Below are 24,892 nucleotides of genomic sequence, written 5' to 3'. Positions count from 1 at the left end.
TAGGCGTCTAGCCGCCGATGCCGCGCATCGAGACGCGCGCGGCGTCGGGCTCGGTGCAGCCTTTCCAGGCGTCGCCGTCGGGCTTCTTCGTCCAGGCGTCCGCGACGGCCTCGGCGATCCCGTCGACGTCGCCGCGCCGAGCGATGCGCGCGGCGGGGAGCCCGTCGTTGGTCGCGAGGCAGGGGCGGAGCGTGCCATCGGCGGCGACGCGGAGGCGGTCGCAGCCCTTGCAGTAGGTGTCGCTCGTGCCGGTGATGAACCCGACCTTCCGCCCCAGCCCACGCTCGGGCTCGTGGCGAGCGAAGAGGTACTTCGCGGGGCCGCGGTCCGCCTCGGCCTGCGCGTCGCCGCTCTCGAGGAGGTGGGCGAGGCGCGCGCGCATCTCGCTCGCGCGGACGACGCGGTCGCGGAGCTTGGCGCCTTCGGCGATGAGCATGACCTCGAGGAAGCGGGGGACGATCCCGCGCTCCCAGCACCAGCGCACGATCGCCTCGAGCTCCGCGTCGTTCTCGTCCTTCACGACGACGGCGTTCAGCTTGATCTCGTCGAACCCGACCGCCCGCGCGGCCTCGATCCCGCGGAGCACGGTGGCGAGCTTGCCCCCGCGCGTGAGCCGCGCGAACCGCTCCGCGTCGAGCGTGTCGAGCGACACGTTGATGCGCTGAAGCCCGGCCTCGCGCAGCGGCTTCGCATACCGCTCGAGCCGCGTCGCGTTCGTGGTGAGCGCGAGGTCCTCGACTCCGAGCGTGCGAAGGAACGCGATCACCTCGACGACGGCAGGATGCAAGAGCGGCTCCCCCCCGGTGAGCCGCACGCGCCGCACGCCGGCGCGGACGAGCCCGGTCGCCATCGTCTTCCACGCCTCGATCTCGAGCCGGTCCTCGAGGTACCCATCCTGCTTGTCGGGGCGGCAGTAGATGCACGCGAGATCGCACCGATCCGTCAGCGACAACCGCACCGATCGCGGCGGCGTCGCAGGCAGAGGAGCGTACTGAAAGACAGGAAGAGCGACCATGTCGTTGCGTCAGCCGTGCGCCACGGATGTTACAGGATACGCGCCAGCCCCGCGGCGGTTTCGCGGTAGGCTCGACTGTCTCATGAGCGCGCGGATCATGCTCGTCACGGTGAGCGACACGCGAACGCCCGCCGACGACACATCCGGCGACGCGCTCGCGCTCGCGCTCTCGGAGTTCGAGGTCATGAAGCGAGCCATCGTGCCAGACGAGGTCGCGCGCATCCACGAAGCCCTCGCCGCCGCGCAACGCGAGGCCGCCGACGCGATCGTCTTCACGGGCGGCACCGGCATCTCCCCCCGCGACGTGACCTACGAAGCGATCGCGACGAAGCTGGACAAGACACTCGACGGCTTCGGCGAAGCCTTCCGCCGCCTCTCCTGGGACGAGATCGGCCCCCGCGCCCTCCTCTCACGCGCAACGGCAGGCACGATCGGCACGCTGCTCGTCTTCTGTCTCCCCGGCAGCACGAAGGCGGCGCGCCTCGGCGCAAAGGAGCTCATCGCCCCCATCTTGGCACACGCCGTCGACCTCACCCACGGCCGCACGAAGCACAGATGATCACCATCCTGTACTTCGCCGCCGTCCGCGAGCTGGTGGGGCTCGACGAGGAGAAGGTCGAGTTCACGGGCACGATCACGGAGCTCGCGACGTTCCTCGAGGGAAGGCACGAGCGGCTACGGGGAAGGCTCGGCGCGGTGCGCTTCGCGAAGAACGAGGAATTCGCCGCGAGCGAGGAGCGCATCGGTCCCGGCGACGTCATCGCGCTCGTTCCTCCGGTGGCTGGAGGTTAGTTGCGAGAGTCGGGTACTCGTACTCAAGCCTCGATACGAACAGTCCTTCTTCATTGAAGCGCGAGTGCGACAGAAGCTGTCGCTTGCTCGCGAAGATTCGCGGAGGTGATTGAATTCGTGCTTCCCGTTGACGGCGGCGCTGCATACGTTGGGGGGCCGTGCTCGACTTCGATCGCTACTTCAAGCGCCTCGCGGAGGGTGCGGCTCCACGCGAGTGGCAAAGGTCGCTCGGCGCAGAATCGAGGCCGCGGAGCCGGCTCGTCCGTGTGCCGACCGGGATGGGCAAGACGCTTGGCGTCCTGGCGGCGTGGCTCTGGCATCGTGTCGAGCGCCGAGACGACGCGTGGCCGCGCCGTCTCGTCTGGTGTCTGCCCATGCGCGTGCTCGTGGAGCAGACGGAGGATGTCGTGCGCGCAGGTGTCGAGCGACTCGGTATCCTCTGGGACGACACGGGGGAACATGCCGGTCGTGTCGGGGTCCACGTGCTCATGGGCGGCGCCGACCCCGGCGCGGAATGGGCGCTGTTCCCCGAGGAGCACGCGGTCCTCATTGGAACACAAGACATGCTCCTCTCTCGAGCGCTGAACCGCGGCTACGCTGCGGCTCGCGCACGGTGGCCGCTCGAGTACGGTCTCTTGAACCATGACGCGCTGTGGGTGATGGACGAGGTCCAGCTCATGGACGTCGGCCTCGCGACGAGCGGCCAACTCCAGGCGTTCGCCGATGAGGATGGAGGGAAGGGCCTTCGTCCGCGTCATACCTGGTGGATGAGCGCCACGCTCCAGCCGCGCTGGCTCGAGACCATCGATACGCGCGAACGCTGTGAGACCGAATGGCACCAAGATCCAGCCGTCGTCGCGCCGAGCGAGCTCACGCAGGGGATCGCAGCGGTGCGCAAGACGCTCGACCTCGAGGTGACGCCGGCCGCGGACGCGAAGGAGTTCGCCGATCGGATCATGAAGGAGCACGCTGGCATACGCGACGGAGATCACGGGCGCATCACGCTCGTTGTCTGCAACACCGTGGAGCGCGCATGCCGTACCTACGACGAGCTCCGCGCGCGCGCGCCCGAGCAGGAGCTGGAGCTCGTCCACAGTCGCTTTCGCCCGGCAGAGCGCGCAACGTGGCGCGAGCGCTTCCTTCGTCGCGACGCGTGCACGCACGGCGCCGACCGGATCGTCGTCGCCACGCAGGTCGTCGAGGCCGGCGTGGACATTTCGGCGGGCTGCGTCGTCACCGAGCTCTCACCGTGGCCGAGCCTCGTCCAGCGCTTCGGTCGCTGCGCGCGCTATGGCGGGGAAGGTCGCGTCGTCGTCGTCGATCGCGGGCACGACGAGAAGACCGCAGCTCCGTACGACGCGGACGAGCTGGCCGCGTCGTGGTCCTCGCTCGGGCGCGTTGGCGTGGGCGGCGACGTCGGCATCGCTACTCTCGAGGCGTTCGAGGCACAGCTCGACGCCGGTGAGCGCGCGCTTCTTTATCCGTTCGCGCCGCGTCACCTCTTTCTCCGTCGCGAGCGCGACGAGCTCTTCGACACGACTCCTGATCTCACGGGAGCCGACCTCGACGTGAGCCGCTTCATCCGTAGTGGCGACGAGCGCGATCTCCAGGTCTTCTGGCTCGGTATCCCGCGCGATCGACGAGGAGCACCGCGCCATGCGCCGTCGCCGCGACGTCGGCCCCGGCGCGAGGAGCTTTGCTCCATTCCGTTCCTGCGCGCTCGTGACTGGCTCTGCGGCGCGGAGACGACGACGAGGCGTAAACCCAAGCTGCGCTCCGGCGTGAGGGCCTGGGTCTGGGACTGGCTCGACGGGGCGTGGATGATCGCGGAGCGGAGCCTCCTGACGCCCGGCCGCGTCGTGTGCGTCGCCGCGGACGCCGGCGGCTATCGCGTCGAGCGCGGGTTCGATCCGACATGGAACGGCGCTGTGCCCGTCGTCCCGGAGGCTGCCCTCGCCTCACACCTCGAAGCGGAGCTCCAAGCGGACGACGCCGATGACGCCGACGATGTCAGCGTCGCGGAATGGAAGACGATCGCCATCCATGTAGGAGAGGCCGCCGCGATCGCGGACGAGATCGCCGCTCACGTCGAGCTGCGCCCCGAGCTGAGGCGGCTCCTCGTCCTTGCCGCGCGCTGGCACGACGTCGGCAAGGCGCACCCGGCATTTCAGGGCGGGATCCGCGCGTCGGACCGTCCACGCCGGCAAGACCTCGCGAAGGCGCCGAAGGCGGCGTGGCCACGTCCACCGCAGACTTACCGTTCGAGCGACGATCGCGACGTGCGACCGGGCCTCCGGCACGAGCTCGCGAGCGCGCTCGCGCTGTTCGCGGTCGTCCGCCGCCACGCGCCGCGGCACGCCGCGCTCCTCGGGCCATGGTCCGAGACGTTCGAGCGCCTTGGCGTCGCGCCCGTCGGAGCGCTTCCGGTCTCACCGCCGACGGCCTGCGAAGAGGAGATCCTCGCGTGCTCGGCAGACGATTTCGATCTGCTCGCGTACCTCGTCGCGTCGCACCACGGGAAGGTCCGCCTCGCCTTCCACGCGTCGCCCCGCGATCAGGAGTACCGAGATCGCGATGGTCGCGGGCTGCCCATCCGTGGCATCCGCGACGGCGACGAGCTCGCTCCAGTGCTGCTCGACGCGACGAAACCGCCGTTGCCGGCGCTCGCGCTCTCGCTCGAGCCGGCGACGCTCGGGTTGTCTCCGACGACCGGGCGAAGCTGGCGGGAGCGGACGTCGGCGCTCGTCGATCGGCTTGGTCCTTCCGCGCTCGCGTGGCTCGAGGCGTTGCTCATCGCCGCTGATCGGCGAGCCTCACGTCTCGTCACCGCCGATCCACTCCTCAGCGCCGTCGAGGCGGGATGAGCGCGCTCCACGTGCATCGACTGACCGGCTGCGCGCCGGCCCCCCTCGCGCACTACCTCAAAGGAGTCGGCGTCCTCCGCGTGATCGCCGAGCAGCGCGACCCCGAAGCGCGTGGCTCCTGGCAGGACGAGCACTTCTCGATTGTGACTGCTCTCGATCGCGGGGAGCTCGAACGCTTCTTCCTCGAGGAGTACTCCCCAACGCCCTTCGTCTCGCCGTGGAACAAGGGCTCGGGCTTCTACCTCCCGAACGATCCGGGCTTGACGCCCCTCGCGACGTCTACCGCGCCGCGCTTCGCCGCGTTCCGTCGTGGCATCGAGGCCGCGCGCGCGCCGCTCGAGGAGCTCGCCACAGCCGACGCGGCCGTGCGCGAGCTCAAGGAGCGCACGAAGGCGCGCAAAGGAATGAGCGCGAAGGAGAAGGCCGCAGCGCAAGCGTTGAAGTCCGATCCGGCGTTCAAGGCCGAGCTCGCGGCTGCGAACAAGCGGTTCTCCGTGCTCAAGGCCGACCTCTTCAACCCGTGTCAACGCGAGTGGCGCGGCCTGCATCGCGACTGGATGGATGCGGCGGTGGTCCTCGGCGAGGACGGCGCGCCGTCGTTCCCTTCTCTCCTGGGCACGGGCGGCAACGATGGTCGCATCGACTTCACGAACAACGCCATGCAGCACGTCGCGAGGCTCTTCGACATGGCGACCGGCGCTCCGACCCCGCTCGCGCGCGTCACGCTGGAAGGCGCGCTCTGGGCGCGAGCGGTCGCCGGTCTCCCGGGCGCGGCGGTCGGGCAGTTTCTCCCTGGGAGCGCCGGCGGTGCGAACGCGACGACAGGGACGAGCGGCGGGGCCTTCGTCAATCCATGGGACTTCGTCTTGATGCTCGAGGGCGCCGTCCTCTTCGGCGCGCGTTCGACGCGGCAGCTCGACACGCTCGCAGCCGGACGTCCGAGCGCGCCGTTCGCCGTCCGTCCTCACCCGATCGGTCACGGCTCCGCCGGCGACGAGAAGGCCGAGCGCGGCGAGCAGTGGATGCCGCTCTGGTCTCGACCCGCTTCGATCGCAGACGTCCGCGCGTTGCTCGGCGAGGGACGAGCGCAGGTCGGGCGCGCCGTCGCGACGAACCCGATGGACGCCGTGCGTGCCATCGCGCGCCTCGGGATCGCGCGCGGGATTCGAGCGTTCGCGCGCTTCGGTTATCTCGAGCGCAACGGCCAGCAGAAGTTTGCCGTGCCCCTCGACCGCGTGCATGTCGTCGCACGACCGGAGGGGCGTCTCATCGACGATCTCGCATCGTGGACTGACCGGCTTCGCCGCGCGGCGAACGACAAGGGAGCGCCTGCGCGCCTCGGTCGCGTCGAGCGAGCGCTGGCGAACGCGATGTACGCCGCGCTCACGCACGACCCCGCGCCGGGACGGTGGCAAGCGGTCCTCCTCGCGGCGGTCGATGTCGAAAGCGTCCAGCAGCTCGGGAGCGCGACGAAGCTCGGGCCGATCCCGGCGCTCTTGCCGGCGTGGATCGAGGCGACGAACGACGGCACCGCCGAGTGGCGGCTCGCGTGCGCGCTCGGCAGCGCCGCGAGCTTCCACGGTCCGCGCGGTCCACACGATCCGATCCGGCATCACTGGCTCCCGCTCGATCGCGCCGCGCGCCGCTATGCCGAGCAAGACGGACGCCTCGCCCGCGATCCACGCGTCGTGATGAGCGGTCGCAGCGCGGCCTCGGATCTCGTGGCGCTCGTGGAGCGCCGTCTCCTCGAAGGGACCCAGCGCGGTCAGCGCCGCCTCGCGCTCGTCGCCGCGCCGGGGTGCTCGGCGCATCTCGCCGATCTGGGAGCCGTCCTGCGCGGGGCGGTCGATCTCGAGCGCGTGTCGGCGCTCGCTCGCGCGTTCATGGCGGTGCGCTGGGATCTCTGGCGCTCGCGGATCGATCTCACCGGCGTGCGCGGCCCGGCGCCGGACGAGGGGTGGGTCGCGCTCCGCCTCGCATCCTTGCCGTGGGCGCTCCCGGACCGTCCAGTCATCCCAACCGATCCGGCGATGCTCCGCCGGCTCCGCGCCGGCGACGTTCCCGCGGCGATCGAGGTCGCGCTGCGACGTCTGCGCGCTGCCGGTCTTTCTCCGCCCATTCTCACGGGATACGCGGACGCGGTGACCGCCCGGCTGTGGGCGTCTGCGCTCGCGTTCCCGATCGGCCGCATGTCGGCTCGCGCGCTCGCTCGATCGTTCGAGCCGGCGATGGTCTCGACGAAGTAGGAGGACACGGATGAGCGTCGATCTCAACTCTCTCGCCAATTCACCCCGCGTGCTGTTCACCGTCGCGCTCCAGCCGCTGCAGGGCGACCGGTTCCAGCCCACCGGCTTCCCGAGCCTCGGAGCAGCGACCTATCAGACCAAGGACGGCGCGAAGCTCCTGGTCGAGAGCGCGCAGAGCATGGCGAACCGACTCGAGACGACGTGCTGGGACGTCGCCAGCAAACGTCCGATCAAGATCCTCGACGGGATCTCGCACGTGACTGTCACGCGCAAGAAGGAGTTTCTCACGGACACGATGCTCGAAGCTCACCGGCTGAACAGCCCGTACCTCCTCGAGAATAGGCTCGATCCGTCGTTCTTCGACCAGCTCAAGAAGGATCTCGGTGGGCTCGAAGAAGGACCAATCGATCGCGCAAGGCTGGCGGAGGTCCTCCTCCGCTACGATGTCGGCAGCCTCGTTCACGGCGTCTTCCTCGCAAAGAAGGAGCTCGCGGGCGGCCGCCTCCGCATCGCGCGGGCGCTCTCGGCGTTCATCGAGGCCTCCGGCGTGCGCGTCGCGCCTTCGGGCGGCGTGAAGAACGATCACGTCAACCCGTCAGGCGTGACGAAGGACGGCTTCGGGAACGTGCCCTTCGCGCGCGACGAGTTCACCGCCGAGCGGATCGACTGTCACGTGAACCTCGATCTCGCACAGATCCGCGGCTACGCGCTCGGCGCGGAGGTCGAGCGCCTGCTCATCCTGCTTGCGCTGCACCGTGTCCGGCGGCTCCTCGATGGAGACCTCCGGCTGCGTGCGGCTTGCGATCTCGAGCCCGTCGATCGCGGAGCACCGATCGCCGCGCTCCGGCCAGAGGGCTTCACGCTTCCGTCGCTCGCGGAGCTCGAAGGTGAAGGGGGCTTGCCGAGCGCGATCGCCGCGTGTCGAGAGAAGATGGTCCACAAGACGGTGACGTACGAGGCGGAGCTCAAGAAGGGCAAGGACGCCGAGGGCGATGACGCCGTCGAGGCAAGCGAGGACGACGGCGACGGCGCGGAGCAGTGAGCGATGCCGACGCTCCTGCTCCGTTTTCCCGGCGGGCGCTATCACGCGACGCCGCACGGGCACCACGTCAACGAAGCGCTCGTCGAGTGGCCACCGAGCCCGTGGCGTCTCGTGCGTGCGATCATCGCGGCAGGCTACGCGACGCAGCGGTGGTCACAGGTGCCGGCGGAGGGCCGGGAGCTGATCGAGGCGCTCGCGTCGACGCTGCCGCGCTATCGCCTCCCGCTCGCGTCCATCGCGCACAGTCGTCACTATATGCCGATGGCGACGCTCGAGAAGGGCCGCGAGAAGACGTCGCTGGTGTTCGACGCCTGGGCCGACGTGGGCGACGGCGTCGTCGCGGTGTGCTGGGACTGTGCGCTCGGTGAGCGTGCGCGTGAGACGCTGGGAGCGATCGCGCGCGATCTGCCCTACCTGGGCCGGAGCGAGAGCTGGGTCGAGGGCGAGCTCGTATCCGACGATGCGATCTCCGACGGTTTCGACGTTCGGCCTCACGTCGACGGAATGGTCGGCGAGCGCGGTTGGGAGCAGATCGCGCTCCTCGCGCCCGTCGAAGCCGTCGATTACCAGCGATGGCGTGAGGAGCGCGTCACGCACGCGCTCGCGTCGCAAGGGATACCGGTGGACGTGCCGTCGAAGTCGAAGCCGAGCAAGAAGCTCGAGAAGGCACGTGCCGCTGCTGTCGCGCCGTATCCGATCGATCTCGTCGACTGTCTGCAGCGCGATACGTCGTGGTGGAAGATTCACGGTTGGAGTCAGCCGCCCGGCTCGCGACGCGTCCTGTACTGGCGCCAGCGCGAAGCGCTCGCGGTCACGCCGTCGCCCACGCGTCCACGCCCGTCGCGGCGAGAGGTGACGAGCGCGCTCCTCGCGCTGTCCACGCCGAGCGGTAATCGAGGCGCGCTCCCGTCGGTCGCGCGCACACTCCCGCAGGCGGAGCTCGTTCATCGTGCGCTCGTCTCGCGCGTGGACGGTCGAGCTCCGGAGCTGACGGGCAGGGACACGTTGCGCCGTCCGCTCCGAGGTCACGGGCATGCGCACGTGCTGCCGGTCGATCTCGACGCTGATGGGGGGCTCGATCACGTCCTCATCTTCGCGCGGATGGGCCTCGGCTCTGTCGCGCAGCGCGGGATTCAGGGCCTCGAGCGGACGTGGACGAAGGGAGGCGTGGGAGAGCTGCGTGTCGCGCTGGTCGGTGAGGGAACTCTCGACGATCTCCGCGCGATCCCCGAGCCGCTAGGTAGGGGCGTCGAACGTCTCCTCGGTCCGCGCGAAGGCGCGCGCCGCTGGACGAGTGTGACGCCGACCGTTCTGCCACGCTTCGTGAAGTCGAAGGGAAAGAACTCGTGGCTAGAGCAGGTGAGGGAAGAACTCTCGAGCCGCGGTTTTCCGCGTGCGGAGATCGAGATGCTGCCGTGGGATGCGCAGACGCTCCACCTCCGTCATTTCGTCCGAGTTCGGCGTCCGCCCGCGGCGGCGCCGCCGAAGGATCTCGGCCTCGCGCTTCGTCTCGTCTTCGATGAGCCGGTGCGCGGTCCGATTGCGATCGGGTACGCCTCGCACTTCGGTCTCGGTGTGTTCGGTGCCGAGCCGAGCTGAGCCGGCGTCGGTGCTGCGCCGTGACCTCCGCTCAGCGCCACGAGGCGTCGAGGTAGATGTCGCGGCCGGTGAGCGTGCCGCCGACTTCGGGGAGCTCGATGTGCATCGAGAGCGTCTCGTGCGCGCGGGCGTCCGCGATGCCGGGCGTGAAGTGGCGAACGAGGGGGCGATCGGGTTCGATGAGGAGGACGTGCCGCACGCTTGGGATTCGGAGCCAGTCGGCGAGCTTGTCGCCTTCGTCGAATTCACGTGTCGACGCGGAGAGCACCTCTACGATCACCGTAGGATTGGCGAGGCAGTCGAAGCCGCGGATGTCGACGAACTGAGGCGGGCAGGCCACGGACACGTCCGCGAATCGGAACTGCCTCGCGCTCACGGCGATCGCTTGCGACTCGGGCCGAGCTCGGCATGGTTTGCCGCTGAGCTGCGCGAACAGCGCGCCATGGATGTTCGACGTGATGGTGGCATGATCCTTCGAGCCTCCGCTCATGCACACGACGAACCCGTCGAAGTACTCGAACTTCTCGTCGCGTCGCGCGTTGAGCTCGTACCACTCCTCGAGCGTGTAGCGGCCCGGGAGCCGGCCCTCCGAGAAAGCCCCGAGGGGGAGCACGAACGTCGAGCGTGCGACCATCCTCGTCCAGCATAGCTCGCCTCCGAGCTGAATCGAGCGATGGACGCGGGCGTAGCTGTGAAAGCATGGGCGCGTGATCAAGGCGATGTTCGTTCGCGCGGCGGTCGACGAGGTTCTTGCGGTCGTGGATGCTGTGCTCGCGAAGGAGGGGTACTTCAAGACGGACGTGGGGCTTCCCGAGGGCATGCGTCGGGTCGTCGTTGCGATGCGGGATGGTTGGGTGATGCTTGCCGACGATCCGAGGAAGATGACGGAGTGGGCGGGGGCGCTCTCTGTCGCGATCGCGGAGCCGGTCTTTACGCTCGAGGGGGAGTGCGATCATGCGTTTTACTCGTCGGTTGCCGTGCATCGCGGCGGCGAGAAGGTCGGGGTGTCGACGGTGCCGGAGGATGCGGTGCTCGAGGCCGATGGACGGCATCGCATCCGTCCTCTCTTCCTCGCCGCTTACTTCCCGGAGGCGAGGGAGCAGCTCGAGGCCGGCATCGTCGTCGAGAAGCTCGGGGGAGAGCCGAACGTCCTCGCCGTCGCCGAGGTCCTCGGTCTGCCCAACGCGCTCCTCTCCTCCTACGACGAGGAGGCCGACGGCCGAACGGCCTACCTCTACGCGTTCGACGCGGAGCGGGCGCCGCCGCGAGAGGACCGCGTGCGCGCGGAGATCGCGAAGCTCGCGGCTGCGTTCGCGCCGGACCTCGCCGGCCTCGGCGTCGATCCCGCCACGTTCCTGTCGGAGATGATGTCCGGCTTCGGCGCGGCCGCTGGTCCGCAGCCGCTCTCGCTCGAGGCGCCCATGTCGAGCAAGGAGGCCGGCTTCGTCGGGCGCGTGCATCGCTTCCACACCACGCTGCAACTCTCCGGCGGAAAGGAAGGCGACCGCGCGCGCGACCTCACGATTCGCCTCGCGGGGAGCGGCTTCGCGTTGCTCGAGGTCGCGTCGGTCTACGTGATGGGGGCGGGAGGCGTGCGCTCGGAGCTCGCGCTCGATCGATCGGGGAGCGCGATCGTCGCGCGCGGCCCCGCCGTCGAGCTCGTGGCCGAGCCCGACCGACCGGCGTTTGGCGGCGGCGCGTTCGAGCGGCCGAGCGAGGTCGTGGTGTACGTCGAGAGCCTCCTCGCGCGCGAAGGTGAAGGTCCGCTCCACCTCGAGGCGACGATGTCGGCCGGTGACGCGACCCTCGAGGCGACGAGCAGGAACACGATCCGGATCTCGCCCGCGCTGCGGATCCCGCTCTTGCCCGACGGCGTCCCGACGCCGGACAGCGAGTACCACCTCGATGCCTACGCCGGACGCACGTTCGCCTGCGGCTGGCTCGGCTTCGATCGCTCATGGTCGGAGATCGCGGGCGCGGTCGTCGGCATCGTCGCGACGATCGGCGAGACGCTCTTCGAGGTCCATCGCAGCGATCCACGACCGGAGAAGGTCGTCCTCGCCGACGGCGCGTCGCACGATGAAATCTACGCCGCGCTCGATCGCGGCGCCGAGGTCTTCGTGCGCGGTCAGCTCACGATGCGCGTGACGCGCGACCCGACGTGCGACCTTCGCTTCGACCACTACGAGGAGACGCCGGGCGCCGACGACGGCCTGCGCGCACGGGTGCTGCGGAAGGGCGGCGAGTCCCTCGAGTTCCCGGCGCCCATCGTCGTCGGCGACGCGACGTGGAAGAAGATCGAGGCGGAGCTCGAGCAGGGCGCCGACGTGACGCTGGAGCTCGGTCCGTGGAACCGCGCGAAGCGCCTCGAGGTCTCGCATCAACCTGAAGGCTCCAACCACTTCCCGCGCCCCGAAGACGCGGACCGATACGTGCGCGTGCAAGTCGCGTGGTCCTGCCTGCGGCCGAACGGCGACGCAGGGCGAGCCGCCCTCGCCACGATGGCGACCGACGTCCTCCGCCGCGCCGGCGCGATCGAGAAGAACCTCGGCGGCGTCGCCTCCGCCTTCGGCGCTCAGCTCCAAGGTCCGAGCTTCGAGCTCCCCTACGAGCGCCTCGTCTCCGCGCTCGACCGCAAACGCGAGCCGAAGACCTTCTCCGCCCACGTCCGCAGCCCAGGCCATCGCGTCCTCGTCCCCGCCGCCGCCGCGACGAAGCTCGGCGCCCTCGACGGCATCGAGCGCGAGGCGCTCGCGCACGGTCACCTCCTGAAGTCCAGCGCACCCGACGCGTTCGCGTACGACGCGCGAGCCGCTGAAGCGATGGAGCGCGCCGTCCTCCCGCTGCTCTGAGCCACCGAGCGCGTCCCCATTTGGGGTAGGGGAGGCGTTAGGCTCGGGCCGCGTCGGATGCTGAGACGTCGTGTTCTCTGGGTGTGGCTCGCCGGTGTCGTGGCATCGTGCCGGCGTCGAGTGGGCGGTCCACGAGGGCCAGCAGCCGACGACGACGGCGCCCTTCCACGCGCCGGGAGGCGATTGGACGTTCTTCGACGCGGAGGCCTCGGGAGGCGTGCGCTTCGGCGTCGGCTTCGCGAAGATCCCGCAGGAGAAGCTCGCGTTCGTGAACGCCGTCCTCTGGGCTCCGGACCGCGGGCAGGGGACGAAGCCGCTCGCGCCGACGACGTTCTCGATCGCGGTCCTCGGCGCCGGGATGCGGCCGACCGGGACCGGCGGATACACCGGCACCGGCGGAAGCTGGTATGCGACGAAGCTCTTCTTGCAGGCAAGCACACGGTCGCGTCGCGCGACGGGAAGATCGTGATCCGCGAGATCGCGACCGGTCGCGAGCGGGCGTCCCCGACGATCGCAAGGCGTGCGATGACGGCTGCGTGTCGTGGGCGAGCAATCGCTATCTCGAGTACCGCGCCGACACGCGCGGCTTCCTCGACATCGAGACGGGCAGCTCAACGCCCCCGAAGGCTTCGAGAAGGCAGGCGCGTGCGAGTACTCTGCCGTTCTCCACGACCCACTCGAAGTCGGCCGAGCCTCGCGTCGGCCGGATCGTCGTTCGCTGATCGCGGGTGGCCTGAAACCTGCTGAAAGGTAGGGCATGAACCTTCCTTACAGCGGGCCGTTGCGCAACTGCTTGCTCATCACGTTGGGCCTCGCGGCGCTCACCACCTTCGTGCACTGCGCTTCGAACGCGGAGGGCTCCGTCGGGTCCGACGAGAGCGAGCACACGGAGGGGGACCCCACGAACGAAAACTCCGTCTATTCGTGGGTGGAGGCCGATTTTGCGAGCTTTTCTGCCGCTTCGGCGCGGATCGGGACGGGCGTAGAGCTCCCGCCGGACGACCCGATCACGGTTCGTCTCCAGAGGTGGGCGGACGCGTTCGACGCGACGGTTCGGATCATGGTGAAGGAGAACGCCGGCCAGGAGCTCGCGGCGCCCCGCCCCGTGATCGTCGTCTACAACTCGAGGACGAACAACGCTTGGGCCTCGACCGCCAGGACGTGCCTCGGCCGCCCGGTGGATCTTTCAGGTATCCCGGCCCCCGGCGCGCCCATACCCCTGCCCGGCGTCGATGGTGACGCTGGCGCGGCTCCGGTGACCAACATCTCGCTCTATGCAAGCAACGTCGCCTTCGGCCAGGGCGCGTGCGCGGAGGCCACGAACTGGCCGAGCAAGTCCGGCGCGACGCGCTGGCTCGAACGGCACAGCGACTTTGGACCGGCCGGGCAGACCGGCACGCCGTGTCGTTACGAATGGACGGGCGACCGCCTCTCCGTGGTCGGAGCGAACCCCGACGGCGGTCCGTACAGCGGATGCACGCTCTCGACGTACGGCCGCCCCGCGGACCTGAGCAACCTCGAAGCGGTGACGTACCGCTCGTCGCAGTACATCTACTTCACGACGCGCATCCTCCAGTCGTTGCCGGATGAGAAGGCCGTCGCGATGGTCGTGGCGCACGAGCTCGCCCACTTCTACAAGGCGCACGGCTCGCGCCACGGCACGTACAACTACTTCTACGAGCAGAAGACGCCTCCGGTGCCGGGGAAGCCCGAGCCGGTCGCCGATTCGGCCGAGCTCCAGCAGCGCTTGCAGCAGCTCTCGCCGTACTTCCCGTCTCCGATCACCGGATCGCTGATGAGCGAGCGACTTCGGCCTCTGATCCTCGACCTCGTCGCCGCGATGCAGAACGGCTTCAACCCGCCGCGCGCCCCCGAGGCCGCGCCGTTCGATGCGTCTTGCACGGGTCTCTACACCGGTATCGCGCCGTACGTGAACGAGCTTCGCTATCGCGGGGCCGTGCCGTCTCCGGCCGCGATTGCCAAGTATCTCGAGGTCGAAAAAGAATTCATCAACTGCGCGGTGATGACGAAGGTCGGGCCCAATGACCAGATCCCGACGTCGAACATGCAGTCGCTCCTCTATCGCAACTTCGGCGCTGGAGCGTCTCTCGTCCCGACCGCCGCGCCCGGCGCGACTCCACCGTCCAAGATGCTCTCGGACCTCTTCGGTGAGCTGCAGGGCAAGGCGAAGGAGCTCGACTTCGACAGCATGGCCTTCAAGGCCATGGTCGTCGCGCGCAAGCTCGGCATCTACACGATGGAGCAAGAGGCCGACGATCTCTCGATGGAGCTCATGACGAAGACGGGGCTCGACGCGACCGAGACCTCCGACGCGTGGGCGCGCTGGATGGAGAGCCGCATCGCGGACCCGAGTCAGGCGGGGCGCTATGCGTCGGACGGCATCGATCCGAAGGAGTGCCTCGCGCTCTACCGCGCCGGCTGGATGAAGGCGGACGCGAACGGCGTCATGCAGCCGGTCTCGATCCCGCTCGGCGACCTCCACGAGCCGCACCACGGCTCCTGCTATCGAATCTACAACCTCACGCGCGAGCGCGACGCGCACAGGTTCGTCACCGTCGGTACGGTCCCGACGTTCGAGACGCCGTGGTCGGAGATCCGCGCGGCCGTCGACGCTGCCTTCTCCACCCTCCCCGAGACGCCCGCGCCTCCCGCGCCGCCGCTCGACGCGGACGACTTCGGGATCGTCGACACGTACTGAGGCGGCGAGCATGGAGCGCCAACGCCGAGCTCCGAGCTCGTAGCTCGGAGCGATGCGATCAGTGATCGTGATGCGCGTGATCGGGGGCGCAGCGCGCGTCTTCCCAGCCTACCCACGCTTCGCCGTCGGGGCCGATTTCGCGTTTCCAGATGGGGACGCGCTCCTTGATGCGATCGATGAGGAGGCGGCACGCCTCGAAGGCCTCGCCGCGGTGAGGGGCGCTCGCGGCGCAGACGACGGCGGCGTCGCCGACGGCGAGCGAGCCGGTCCGATGCATCACCGCGACGCGCGACTCCGGGACCTCGCGCTCGATCTCCGCCGCGATGCGATCCATCTCCTTCACCGCCATCGACGCGTAGGCCGAGTACTCGAGGCGCGTCACCGCGCGGCCGTCGCTCGTGTTGCGGACGACGCCGACGAAGACCGCTTCGCCGCCGGCCTCGGGGCGGCGCACGAGGGAGAGGGCCTCGTCGACCGAGAGCGGCTCCTCGCGGATCGAGGCGCGTGCGCGCGCGGTCACGGCGCGCTCGTCTCGACGTCCTCGGTGTCGGTCGGGCTCGGGGGGCGGCTCCAGAGGCCGCTCTTGCCGCCGCTCTTTTCGACCAGCGCGATGTCGAAGGTGATGCCCCTGTCGATCGCCTTCAGCATGTCGTAGAGCGTCAGCGCGGCCGTGCTCGCCGCGACCATCGCCTCCATCTCGACGCCGGTGCGGTCGCGCGCCTCCGCCACCGCGTCGACGACGGCGATCCCGCCGTCGAGGCGGATCGAGACCTCGACGCGCGTGAGGGCGATCGCGTGGCAGAGCGGGATGAGATGCGAGGTCATCTTCGCCGCCTGGATGCCGGCGATGCGCGCGGCGGCGAGGACGTCGCCCTTCGGCGTCGTGCCGGAGGCGAGGGCGACGAACGTGTCGCGGCGCATGCGGACCCGCGCGCGGGCGATCGCGCGGCGCGCCGTGATCTCCTTCTCGCCGACGTCGACCATGTGCGCGTGGCCGTCGCCCGTGAGGTGCGTCAGGGCGATCCCTTTGTCGTTGCTCATGGGACGGAGGATCTTAGCCCATGAGATCGCTCGTGAAGAGCTGATGCTATCGGCGCGGCGCATCGTCGCGAAAGAGCGCGTCGAGCCAGGCGACGACGGCGCGGATCTTGGGCAGATCGCGCTTCGATCGATGAACGACGAGCCAGAGCGCGCGCGCCGCGAACGGCCCGACCTCGCGTCCCCCCAGCGCGCGTGGATCGACCTCGACGAGGTCACCCCTCTGCGCCGCGTAGAGCCGCGGCAGCACCGCCACGCCGAGCCCGGCCGCGACCGCCGTCGCGAGCGAGTCGATGTCCGGCACGAGGAGGCGCGGCGCTCGTCCGCCGAGCGCGCGCGCCGCGAGCCGATGCTCCGGCACGCGCGCGAGGGTCCCGCTCACGCCGAGCCACGGCGTGTCACGGTCGACACGGAGAGAGCGCGCAGCGAAGAGCGCGAACGACGCGACGGCGAGCCTCCGCGCGACGAGCTCCCCGCGCGCGGGCCTCGCCATCCGCAGCGCGACGTCGGCCTCGCCTCCCGCGAGCGAGTGCACCTCGTTGCTCGCGAGCAGCGTGACGCGCAGGCGCGGATGCGCGCGGTACAGCGGAGCGAGGTTGGGCGCGAGCACCCAGCGGACGATCTCGCCGACGGTCGTGATCGTGACCTCCCCGTCGATGGCCGACGCGGTCTCCAGCGCCGCGTCCGCGCGCGCCGCCACCTCGACCATCGGTCGAACGGCGTCGAGGAGCGCCGCGCCGCGCTCGGTCGTCTTCCCCGGCATGGAGCGCTCGAACAGCGGCGTGCCCGCGCGCCCCTCGAGCCGCGCGACGTGACGGCTGATGGTCGACTGGCTGACGCCGAGCGCCCGCGCCGCCGCCGCGAACCCGCCGCTCTGCGCGACGGCGTGAAACGTCCGGTAGAGGTCCCACTCCTCCATCCGATGGAGCATATCATATATCCATCCATGGATATGGCGCGGAGCGCGATTCGGCGCCAAATGACCGGGCGTGAAATACCTGCACCTCCGGAACGCCACCGCGCTCGTCACGCTCGGCCGCCATCGCTTCCTCGTCGATCCGATGCTCTCGGACGCCGGCGCGATGATGGGCTTCAAGCTCTTCGGCGGGGGATACCGCCGGAACCCGCTCGTCGCGCTGCCCCCGATCGCGACGCGCGCCCTTCGCGAGGCGACGGCGGCGATCGTGACGCACGCGCACCCGGACCATCTCGACGGCCCCGGCCTCGCGCTGCTGCGCGAGCGCACGCTCCCGACGTGGACGAGCGCGCACGACGCGCCGAGCCTGCGGCGCAAGGGCGTCCACGCGCACGACGTCGCCGCGCTCGAGGACGTGCAGGTGGAGGCGATCCGCTCCCGCCACGGACGCGGCTTCATGGGGTGGGCGATGGGCGTCGTGCACGGCTTCTTCCTCGCGCACCCCGGCGAGCCGACGCTCTACCTCGTCGGCGACTCGGTCCTGACGGACGCCGTCCTCGAGGCGATCGAGCGCCTGCGACCGGACGTCGTCGTCGCCCCGGCGGGCGCGGCGAACATGGGCCTCGGCGGCGACATCCTGTTCAGCGTCGACGAGCTGGTGACGCTCGCGCGAGCGACGCCGGGCACGCTGATCCTGAACCACCTCGAGGCGCTCGACCATTGCCCGACGCGCCGCGCGGACCTCACCGCGCGGATGCGCAGCGAGGGCCTGTCGGAGCGCGTCCTCGTCCCGAGCGACGGCGAGGAGCTCGTGCTGGCGCCGGCTCGCTAGTCGTTCGACGCCGTGGCGTCACCGCGGCGGCGCGCGTCGAAGCCGAAGGCGAGGCGCACGTCGTCCGGGATGCGGGCGAGACGCAAGGTGGCGAGCTCGGCGAACACCCAGGTCGTCATGGCCGTCACCATCACGCGCCCGTCTTCGGCGGAGGTGATCTCCGTGCCGCGGCTGCACGAGGCGCTCCTCGCGGTCGATACCCAAGTACGCACCCAAAGCCGATCGCCGCGGACGGACGGACGGAGGTAATCAATCTCGTGGCGGCGCACGACGAAAGCCGCCCCGAGTCGCTCGTAGGCCGCGAGCGGGAATCCCACCGACGCGGAGTGAGCCTCGGCGACATCCTGAATCCAGCCCAGGATGACGACGTTGTTGGCGTGGCCGAACTGGTCGATGTGACCGTCGTCGACGACGAGCTCGTGTGAAAAGGTGTTCCGAGCCTCACGAGGCTCGCGCGCCGTCGCGACGGTGCTCAACAGCCGCGGCCCGCGCGTCCCGTGCCCACATCGAATCGATTGTTCATTTTCTCTCTCTTTTTCATCGGCCCAAGCGTTCGCAGCGCGAATGCGCGATCCCGATGTTCGAGAGAGCGTCGTAGACGGAGCGTGTCGTGAGCAGGTTCACTCTACGTCACGGCAGGACTAGGCGCAAGGACGCGGCCCGATCGATCGTGTACCTTGCGTCGACTTGAAATGGAGACGACCGACTTTCCCGCCGACATCTATACGGAGCCCGACGCGGACGTCGACACGCTGAAGAACCTCGGGCCGCTCCGCGGCATGGCCGGAATCTGGCAGGGCAACGGCGTCGACGTGCACCCGGTCGCGGAGGGGACGGAGCGTGAGGGCTTCATCGAGCGGTACGAGCTCCAGCCGATCGATCCGCAGACGAACGGCCCGCAGCTCCTTTACGGACTTCGCTATCACACGCATATCGTCAAACCCGACTCGGTGGAGACGTTTCACGATCAGGTCGGCTATTGGCTCTGGGAGCCGGCCACGGGGACCATCTTTCACACGCTCGCGATTCCGCGCGCGCAGGTCGCGATGGCGGTCGGGCGCGCGGCGCCGGACGCGAAGAAGTTCCGCGTCGAGGCCGTTCGCGGCTCGGAGACCAACGGGATCGTCTCGAATCCCTTCCTCGAGCACGCGTTCAAGACCCTGCGCTGGACCAACGAGGTGACGATCCACCCCGACGGCACGTGGTCGTACGAGCAGGACACCGAGCTGCTCATCCCCGGCAGCGCAGAGCCTTTCCATCACACCGATCACAACACCCTGACGAAGATCGGCGAGCCGACGCCCAACCCGTTGGCGATGGCCGCCCAGAAGCGCGAGACGATTTCGGGGTCGTGATGACATTCCGGTGACGAAGGCTTGTCATCGTGAGCGTCGATGAAACGTCCTCTCGTCGCTTGGGTCACCTTCGTCCTCGCGCTCGCGATCCCGAACGCGCTCCTCGGGGCCGCCGGCCTCTTCGCGTCGAAGGCCGACGTCATCCGGCAGCAGTCGGCCGCTTTCCAGCGGCGCGTCGACACGGCCGGATCGCTCCGGCAGGACATCGAGCTCGCGATGCTTCGCAGCGCGGAGGTGCTGCGCGCGCTCCCGACGGACGCCGCTCCGGAGATGGTGCTCGCGGCGATCGCGGCCGCGTCGAACCCGTTCGCGGTCGGCTTCGTCGCGCACGAGGGCGTCGTCTCCGTGCCCACGCCGAGCGACGGGACCTCGCCGGCGGCGGATCCGACGACGCGCGACGGCTCGCTCGCGAAGCTCATGAGCGATCAGCTCGTGCTCACGATGGTGCGCGCGCCGTTCCTCACCATCAACGGACAGGAGGTCCGCTACATCCACACGAAGTCGCTCATCCTCACGACGCGCGATCTGCGGAAGGGGCTCCGCGTCGGCTGGCTCCTCGACGCGAGCACGCTGACGCGGGGCGCCGCGAACGTGATCCCCGCGGAGCTCACGCTCGTCTCGGCGCCGCGCGCGCCGGCGACGAGCGGCGAGGACCCGCTCCTCAACGAGGATCGCCCCTGGCCGCCGGCGAACGACTCCGACGCGAAGCGGGTCGTTCGGTTCTCCAACATGCCGACCAAGCCGGCGGTCGTCGCGACGCCGGAGGACGCGACCCTCGTGTTCGTCGGGAAGGGGGAGCTCGTCTTCCACGTCGTGATGCGCGATCCCGCGTCGTTCGATCGTGAGCTGACGCTGCGGCGCGTGAAGGTCGGCGGCGTCGTGGCCGGCAGCCTCTTCCTCATCGACGCGCTCGCGGTCTTCCTCTTCTTGCGCGCGCGCAAGGCGCAGCGGCTCGCGGACCTGCGCACCGACTTCGTCGCCGCGGTCTCGCACGAGCTCCGCACTCCGCTCGCGTCGGTGCGCATGTTCGCCGAGCTCCTCGAGACGGGGGCGGTGCCGGAGGACGAGCGCGCGGAGGTGGAGCAGGCGCTCGCCGGCGAGACGCGGCGGCTCCACGCCACGCTCGATCGCATGCTGCGCTTCGGCGCGCTCGCGCGAGGGAAGCTCGTGCTCGCGAAGTCGAAGCAGCTCGTCGCGCCGATCCTCGAGACGGCGGCGAAGAAGCGCGCGGTGACGATCGAGGTCGACCCCGCGCTCGAGGCCGACGTCGACGGCGAGCTGCTCGCGCTCGCGATCGACAACCTGCTCTCCAACGCCGAGAAATACGCGCCGGCGGACGACGACGAGCCGCACGTGCTCCGCGCGCGCAAGGAGGGGAGCGCGGTCGTGATCGACGTGATCGACAACGGCCCGGGGCTCTCGGCGAAGGCGCGCGAGAAGGTGTTCCTCCCCTTCGAGCGCGCCGACCAGCGCCTCTCCCGCGCGACGGAGGGCAGCGGGGTCGGGCTCGCGCTCGTGCGTGGCATCGCGCGCGCGCACGGCGGAGACGCCACCGTCGCGAGCGCGCTCGGCTCCGGCGCGACCTTCACGCTACGCTTGCCATGCAGCTGAGCCCCTTCCGCCACCTGGCGAAACGACGAGCGATGGAACGTGTCCTGATCGTAGAAGACGACCCGCCGCTCCGGCTCGCGATGACGAAGGCGCTCCGCGCGGCGGGGTACGAGGTCACCACCGCGAAGACCGGCGACGAGGGGCTCGAGGCGGCGCTCGCGGATCCTCCCGACGTCGTGCTCCTCGACGTGATGCTGCCCGGCATGAACGGCTACGAGGTGCTCGCGGAGCTGCGGAAGCAAGATCCCGAGCTGCCGATCGTCATGATCACGGCGAAGGGCGAGGAGGCGGATCGCGTCCGCGGCCTCACCCTCGGCGCCGACGAGTACGTCGTGAAGCCGGTCGGGCTCGCGGAGCTGCAGGCGCGCGTCGGCGCGGCGCTCCGGCGCCAGCGGCTCGCGACGCGGCAGGCGCCGGTGAAGGTCGGCGCGCTCCTCGTCGACTTCACGCTGCACAGCGCGACGCGGGACGGCGAGCTGGTCGAGATGACGGCGCACGAGATGAAGCTCCTCGAGTTCTTCCTCCGGAACGAGGACGCGATCCTCCCGCGCCAGCGCATCCTCGCGGCGGTCTGGGGCGCCGGCTACTTCGGGACCGATCGCACCGTCGACAACTTCGTGAACCGGCTCCGCGCGAAGATCGAGCCCGATCCGAAGGAGCCGGTCCATCTCGTCACGCTGCGCGGCGCCGGGTATCGCTTCAGGCGCTGAGGCTTCGGCTTCGGCTTCGCGCCGTCGCGCCGGTGTCAGCCCATGAGATCGGCCATGAAGAGCACGTCGACCTCGGCGCCGGCGGGGAGGCCGCTCGCCTCGGCGGGGATGAGGACGAGCGCGTCCGAGTGCGCCATCGAGGTGACCGCGCCGCTCGCCTGATTGCCGAGCGTCGTGACGACGAGGCCGTGCTCGCCTTCGGCGACGGTCGCTCGCGCGAGCTCGAGGCGCCCCGGATCGTGCGCGTGCGCGCGCGTCAGGCGGGCGCGCCGCGTGGCGGGGAAGGGGTGCGCCTCGCCCTGCATCGCGCGGAGGAGCGGGCACCCGAAGAGCGCGAAGGTGACCATCGCGCTCGCGGGGTTGCCGGGGAGGCCGATGACGATCGCGTCGCGCCGGCCCGCGCGCGCGCGGCGGCCGACCGCGAGCGGCTTGCCCGGCTTCATCGCGACGCGCCAGAAATCGAGCTCGACGCCGACCGCCTGGAGCGCGGGGCGGACGAGATCGTGATCGCCGACGCTCACGCCGCCGATCGTGACGAGGACGTCGGCCTCGTCGAGCGCGGCGGCGAACGCGCGCTCGGTCGCGGCGCGCTCGTCGCGGACGAAGGGGAGCGCCCGCGCGCGCGCGCCGGCGCGCCGCGCCATCGCGCGGAGGACGACGGTGTTCGACTCGGGGATCGAGCCCGGCACGGCGTCGGTGCCGGGGCGGCGGAGCTCGTCGCCGGTCGCGAGGATGGCGACGTCGGGCCGTCGCGCGACGGCGACGGCGGCGAGATCGAGCGCGGCGAACAGCGCGAGGTGCGGCGGACGCAGGCGCGTGCCGCGGGTGAGCGCGCTCGCGCCGGCGTGGAGGTCTTCGCCGCGCCGGCGCACGTTCTGGCCGGTGCGGGGCTTCGTCGTGAACACGGCGTGCTCGCCGTCGCGCGTCACGTTCTCTTGCATCACGACCGCGTCCGCGCCGTCGGGGAGCGCGGCGCCGGTGAAGATGCGCATCGCCGAGCCGGGCGCGAGCGCGTCGGCCACCGCGCCGGTGCGACTCTCACCGACGACGGGGAGCCGCACCGGTGGGGCGCCGGCGAACGCGCTCGAGTGCACGGCGTACCCGTCCATCGCGCTGTAGTCGAAGCGAGGGAGGTCGACCGCTGCGACGACGTCCTCGCCGAGGACCCGCCCGTCGATGTCGTCGATGAGCGCCGTCTCCGCCGGCAGCACCGGCGCCCCGAGCGCGAGGATTCGAGCAAGCGCTTCTTCGAACGACAGCACGATCGAGCGGTAGCACAGCGCGAGCCGCCCTGCTGCAGCATGGCTGGACGAGGCAAGAGCGCGCGTTCATGATGAGGAGGCCTGCGACGATTCGAGCGACGAAGCGCCGACCGAACCGCCGCGACCACTCGCAAGCCACCTGCCCATTGAAAATCAAGGGATTGCACCAAGAAGAGCGGTGGTGCGCCGCGTCGTGCACGCGACCCCCTGTCCACCTATCGCAATCCCAATCGTAACCCTCCAATCCCGCGCCACACCGGCGACACCCCTCTCCATCTCCGCGCCGGCGCGGCTCCGTTGAAGCACGACTCTCGAGATCGCCGCGCTCCAGGGGATCCCGACTCTCCATCTCCGCGCCGGCGCGGCTCCGTTGAAGCTCCGAGTGCACCAGTTCGCCGCGCGCCGAGTTGATCCTCTCCATCTCCGCGCCGGCGCGGCTCCGTTGAAGCGAGCGCTCTGCCGAGTCGCCCGGCAAGGTCGACGTACGTCTCTCCATCTCCGCGCCGGCGCGGCTCCGTTGAAGCGGTAGCGTTTCGCTTGGCCGATCATGATCGGCGCGAGCTCTCCATCTCCGCGCCGGCGCGGCTCCGTTGAAGCGCCGCGATCCACGCGCGCGGCGGCTTGACGGAGGAGTCTCTCCATCTCCGCGCCGGCGCGGCTCCGTTGAAGCGGAGCTAGCCCGTGCGCGCCACGCCGGCGCGCGCGGCCTCTCCATCTCCGCGCCGGCGCGGCTCCGTTGAAGCGAACGCGTTACGAATGCACGTTCGACCCACGCACGGGCCCTCTCCATCTCCGCGCCGGCGCGGCTCCGTTGAAGCTTCCTCACCACGAATGACGGAGACGAGGGGAGCAACGACTCTCCATCTCCGCGCCGGCGCGGCTCCGTTGAAGCACCGGCGCGCCGAGCGGCATCTACCCGGGCGCGTGCCTCTCCATCTCCGCGCCGGCGCGGCTCCGTTGAAGCGTGCGCGGCTCGTCGTACGCGTCGAGCACCGGCGGCTCCTCTCCATCTCCGCGCCGGCGCGGCTCCGTTGAAGCGCGCGGCTCGACGCGGCCGACTACGGCGTGCCTCAGCCTCTCCATCTCCGCGCCGGCGCGGCTCCGTTGAAGCGGGAGGAGCCAGCAACTCTGCAACCTCGCGGCGCATGGCTCTCCATCTCCGCGCCGGCGCGGCTCCGTTGAAGCTCGAGATCGCCCCTCAGCGCGTCCGCGAGGCGGCGCGCTCTCCATCTCCGCGCCGGCGCGGCTCCGTTGAAGCGCTGGCGAGGAGGAGCGACCGACCGACGCCGCGCCGCTCTCCATCTCCGCGCCGGCGCGGCTCCGTTGAAGCGTCAAGACCGGCGGCGGAACGAGCGACATCACCGAGGGCTCTCCATCTCCGCGCCGGCGCGGCTCCGTTGAAGCAGCCTTGCTCGCCGACGAAGGTCGTCTCTTCTTTGCCCGCTCTCCATCTCCGCGCCGGCGCGGCTCCGTTGAAGCAACGCTCGGCATCACGGTCGGTGGCACCAATCTGATCACTCTCCATCTCCGCGCCGGCGCGGCTCCGTTGAAGCGCCGAGATCCCGAGGAAGCGCGCCGCCGCCGCGCGCGCTCTCCATCTCCGCGCCGGCGCGGCTCCGTTGAAGCCCCGCGTCGGTCGCGGTGCAGACGTGCTGGCAGATGGGCTCTCCATCTCCGCGCCGGCGCGGCTCCGTTGAAGCCACACCCCGGTAGTTCCGGATGCGCAGCTTCGTGATCTCTCTCCATCTCCGCGCCGGCGCGGCTCCGTTGAAGCGCTCTTGATCATCAATGCACGTGGCGCGAACGAGATGACTCTCCATCTCCGCGCCGGCGCGGCTCCGTTGAAGCTCCCACGCCTCCGCGTAGCAATCAGGCCAGTAGCGTTCTCTCCATCTCCGCGCCGGCGCGGCTCCGTTGAAGCGCGGCGACTGCGCCGTCGACGACGGCGAGCTCGCCGCTCTCCATCTCCGCGCCGGCGCGGCTCCGTTGAAGCGCGATGCGCCCGACCTTGTCTCCCCACTCCTCGCCCGCCTCTCCAT

At 70.2% G+C, this 24,892-nt stretch carries 20 protein-coding genes and 1 CRISPR repeat array (1 of these 21 running past the window's edge); of the genes, 13 read left to right on the top strand and 7 right to left on the bottom strand.

The annotated features are described in order from the left end of the window. Positions 1-7: 7 nt before the first annotated feature. Entirely contained in the window at positions 8-952 is a 945-nt protein-coding gene (locus KF837_07650; GenBank protein MBX3227170.1) for a radical SAM protein, read from the bottom strand. A gap of 145 nt (positions 953-1,097) precedes the next feature. Here KF837_07650 and KF837_07645 point away from each other — a divergent pair, with 145 nt between their 5' ends. The 6 genes from KF837_07645 (at position 1,098) to cas5u6u (ending at position 9,558) form a co-directional block, all read left to right on the top strand. Further along, complete coding sequence (locus KF837_07645; GenBank protein ID MBX3227169.1) at positions 1,098-1,574, top strand: molybdenum cofactor biosynthesis protein MoaB; 477 nt, start codon at positions 1,098-1,100, stop codon at positions 1,572-1,574. Continuing rightward, positions 1,571-1,807: a MoaD/ThiS family protein gene (locus KF837_07640; protein MBX3227168.1), complete on the top strand. Its 237-nt coding sequence runs from the start codon at positions 1,571-1,573 to the stop codon at positions 1,805-1,807. The genes KF837_07645 and KF837_07640 overlap by 4 nt, the downstream gene beginning before the upstream one ends. A 158-nt stretch (positions 1,808-1,965) precedes the next feature. Next, positions 1,966-4,671, top strand: coding sequence for a CRISPR-associated helicase Cas3' (gene cas3 / locus KF837_07635; protein MBX3227167.1), 2,706 nt, complete (start codon positions 1,966-1,968; stop codon positions 4,669-4,671). Next, entirely contained in the window at positions 4,668-6,917 is a 2,250-nt protein-coding gene (gene csx17, locus KF837_07630; GenBank protein ID MBX3227166.1) for a type I-U CRISPR-associated protein Csx17, read from the top strand. Before cas3 ends, csx17 begins: the two co-directional genes overlap by 4 nt. A gap of 10 nt (positions 6,918-6,927) precedes the next feature. After that, a complete protein-coding gene (gene cas7u / locus KF837_07625; GenBank protein MBX3227165.1) occupies positions 6,928-7,959 on the top strand; it encodes a type I-U CRISPR-associated protein Cas7 in 1,032 nt (343 codons plus the stop codon). A 3-nt stretch (positions 7,960-7,962) separates the two neighbouring features. Beyond that, the gene (cas5u6u, locus tag KF837_07620; GenBank protein ID MBX3227164.1) at positions 7,963-9,558 is read left to right on the top strand and encodes a type I-U CRISPR-associated protein Cas5/Cas6; all 1,596 of its coding nucleotides are present in this window, start codon (positions 7,963-7,965) and stop codon (positions 9,556-9,558) included. Between the two features lie 31 nt (positions 9,559-9,589). Here cas5u6u and KF837_07615 read toward each other — a convergent pair whose 3' ends face one another. Beyond that, entirely contained in the window at positions 9,590-10,192 is a 603-nt protein-coding gene (locus KF837_07615) for a Uma2 family endonuclease (GenBank protein MBX3227163.1), read from the bottom strand. 73 nt (positions 10,193-10,265) lie between these two features. Between KF837_07615 and KF837_07610 the strand changes: the two genes are divergently transcribed. From KF837_07610 to KF837_07600, 3 genes are all read left to right on the top strand, one after another. Then, positions 10,266-12,410, top strand: a complete 2,145-nt coding sequence (locus KF837_07610) for a hypothetical protein (protein ID MBX3227162.1) — start codon at positions 10,266-10,268, stop codon at positions 12,408-12,410. Between the two features lie 70 nt (positions 12,411-12,480). Continuing rightward, positions 12,481-12,879, top strand: coding sequence for a hypothetical protein (locus KF837_07605; protein MBX3227161.1), 399 nt, complete (start codon positions 12,481-12,483; stop codon positions 12,877-12,879). Between the two features lie 288 nt (positions 12,880-13,167). Continuing rightward, positions 13,168-15,129: a hypothetical protein gene (locus KF837_07600; protein ID MBX3227160.1), complete on the top strand. Its 1,962-nt coding sequence runs from the start codon at positions 13,168-13,170 to the stop codon at positions 15,127-15,129. 58 nt (positions 15,130-15,187) lie between these two features. Here the strand turns inward: KF837_07600 and KF837_07595 are convergent, their stop codons facing one another. The 3 genes from KF837_07595 to KF837_07585 are packed head-to-tail and all read right to left on the bottom strand — an operon-like array spanning position 15,188 to position 17,086. Next, positions 15,188-15,649 carry a molybdenum cofactor biosynthesis protein MoaE gene (locus tag KF837_07595; GenBank protein ID MBX3227159.1) on the bottom strand — a complete coding sequence of 154 codons (462 nt, stop codon included), beginning with the start codon at positions 15,647-15,649 and terminating at the stop codon, positions 15,188-15,190. Continuing rightward, entirely contained in the window at positions 15,646-16,170 is a 525-nt protein-coding gene (gene moaC, locus KF837_07590) for a cyclic pyranopterin monophosphate synthase MoaC (GenBank protein MBX3227158.1), read from the bottom strand. Before moaC ends, KF837_07595 begins: the two co-directional genes overlap by 4 nt. Positions 16,171-16,216: 46 nt before the next feature. Beyond that, complete coding sequence (locus KF837_07585) at positions 16,217-17,086, bottom strand: LysR family transcriptional regulator (protein MBX3227157.1); 870 nt, start codon at positions 17,084-17,086, stop codon at positions 16,217-16,219. 70 nt (positions 17,087-17,156) lie between these two features. On the opposite strand from KF837_07585, the gene KF837_07580 reads away from it, so the two are divergent. Continuing rightward, a complete protein-coding gene (locus KF837_07580; GenBank protein ID MBX3227156.1) occupies positions 17,157-17,915 on the top strand; it encodes an MBL fold metallo-hydrolase in 759 nt (252 codons plus the stop codon). On the opposite strand, the gene KF837_07575 is transcribed toward KF837_07580, so the two are convergent. Then, positions 17,912-18,391 (bottom strand): acyl-CoA thioesterase, encoded by a 480-nt coding sequence (locus KF837_07575; protein MBX3227155.1) that lies wholly within the window; start codon positions 18,389-18,391, stop codon positions 17,912-17,914. The two genes, KF837_07580 and KF837_07575, sit on opposite strands and share 4 nt — an antisense overlap. 216 nt (positions 18,392-18,607) lie before the next feature. Here KF837_07575 and KF837_07570 point away from each other — a divergent pair, with 216 nt between their 5' ends. From KF837_07570 to KF837_07560, 3 genes are read left to right on the top strand one after another with little or no spacing between them, the layout of a single operon-like run. Further along, on the top strand, positions 18,608-19,270 hold the full coding sequence (locus KF837_07570; GenBank protein MBX3227154.1) for an FABP family protein: 663 nt from the start codon (positions 18,608-18,610) through the stop codon (positions 19,268-19,270). 39 nt (positions 19,271-19,309) lie between these two features. Further along, positions 19,310-20,881: a HAMP domain-containing histidine kinase gene (locus KF837_07565; protein ID MBX3227153.1), complete on the top strand. Its 1,572-nt coding sequence runs from the start codon at positions 19,310-19,312 to the stop codon at positions 20,879-20,881. A 32-nt stretch (positions 20,882-20,913) separates the two neighbouring features. Further along, positions 20,914-21,591, top strand: coding sequence for a response regulator transcription factor (locus KF837_07560; GenBank protein ID MBX3227152.1), 678 nt, complete (start codon positions 20,914-20,916; stop codon positions 21,589-21,591). Positions 21,592-21,626: 35 nt separating this feature from the next. Here the strand turns inward: KF837_07560 and KF837_07555 are convergent, their stop codons facing one another. After that, on the bottom strand, positions 21,627-22,853 hold the full coding sequence (locus KF837_07555) for a molybdopterin molybdotransferase MoeA (protein MBX3227151.1): 1,227 nt from the start codon (positions 22,851-22,853) through the stop codon (positions 21,627-21,629). Between the two features lie 268 nt (positions 22,854-23,121). Beyond that, a CRISPR array of direct repeats spans positions 23,122-24,892; the repeat unit is 36 nt; unit sequence CTCTCCATCTCCGCGCCGGCGCGGCTCCGTTGAAGC (it continues 4,897 nt past the right edge of the window).

It is taken from the genome of Labilithrix sp. (assembly GCA_019637155.1).
Lineage (GTDB): Bacteria > Myxococcota_A > Polyangia > Polyangiales > Polyangiaceae > Labilithrix.
The sequence above is the reverse complement of the archived record's forward strand: the minus strand, read 5'-3'. Positions and strand labels throughout refer to the sequence as shown.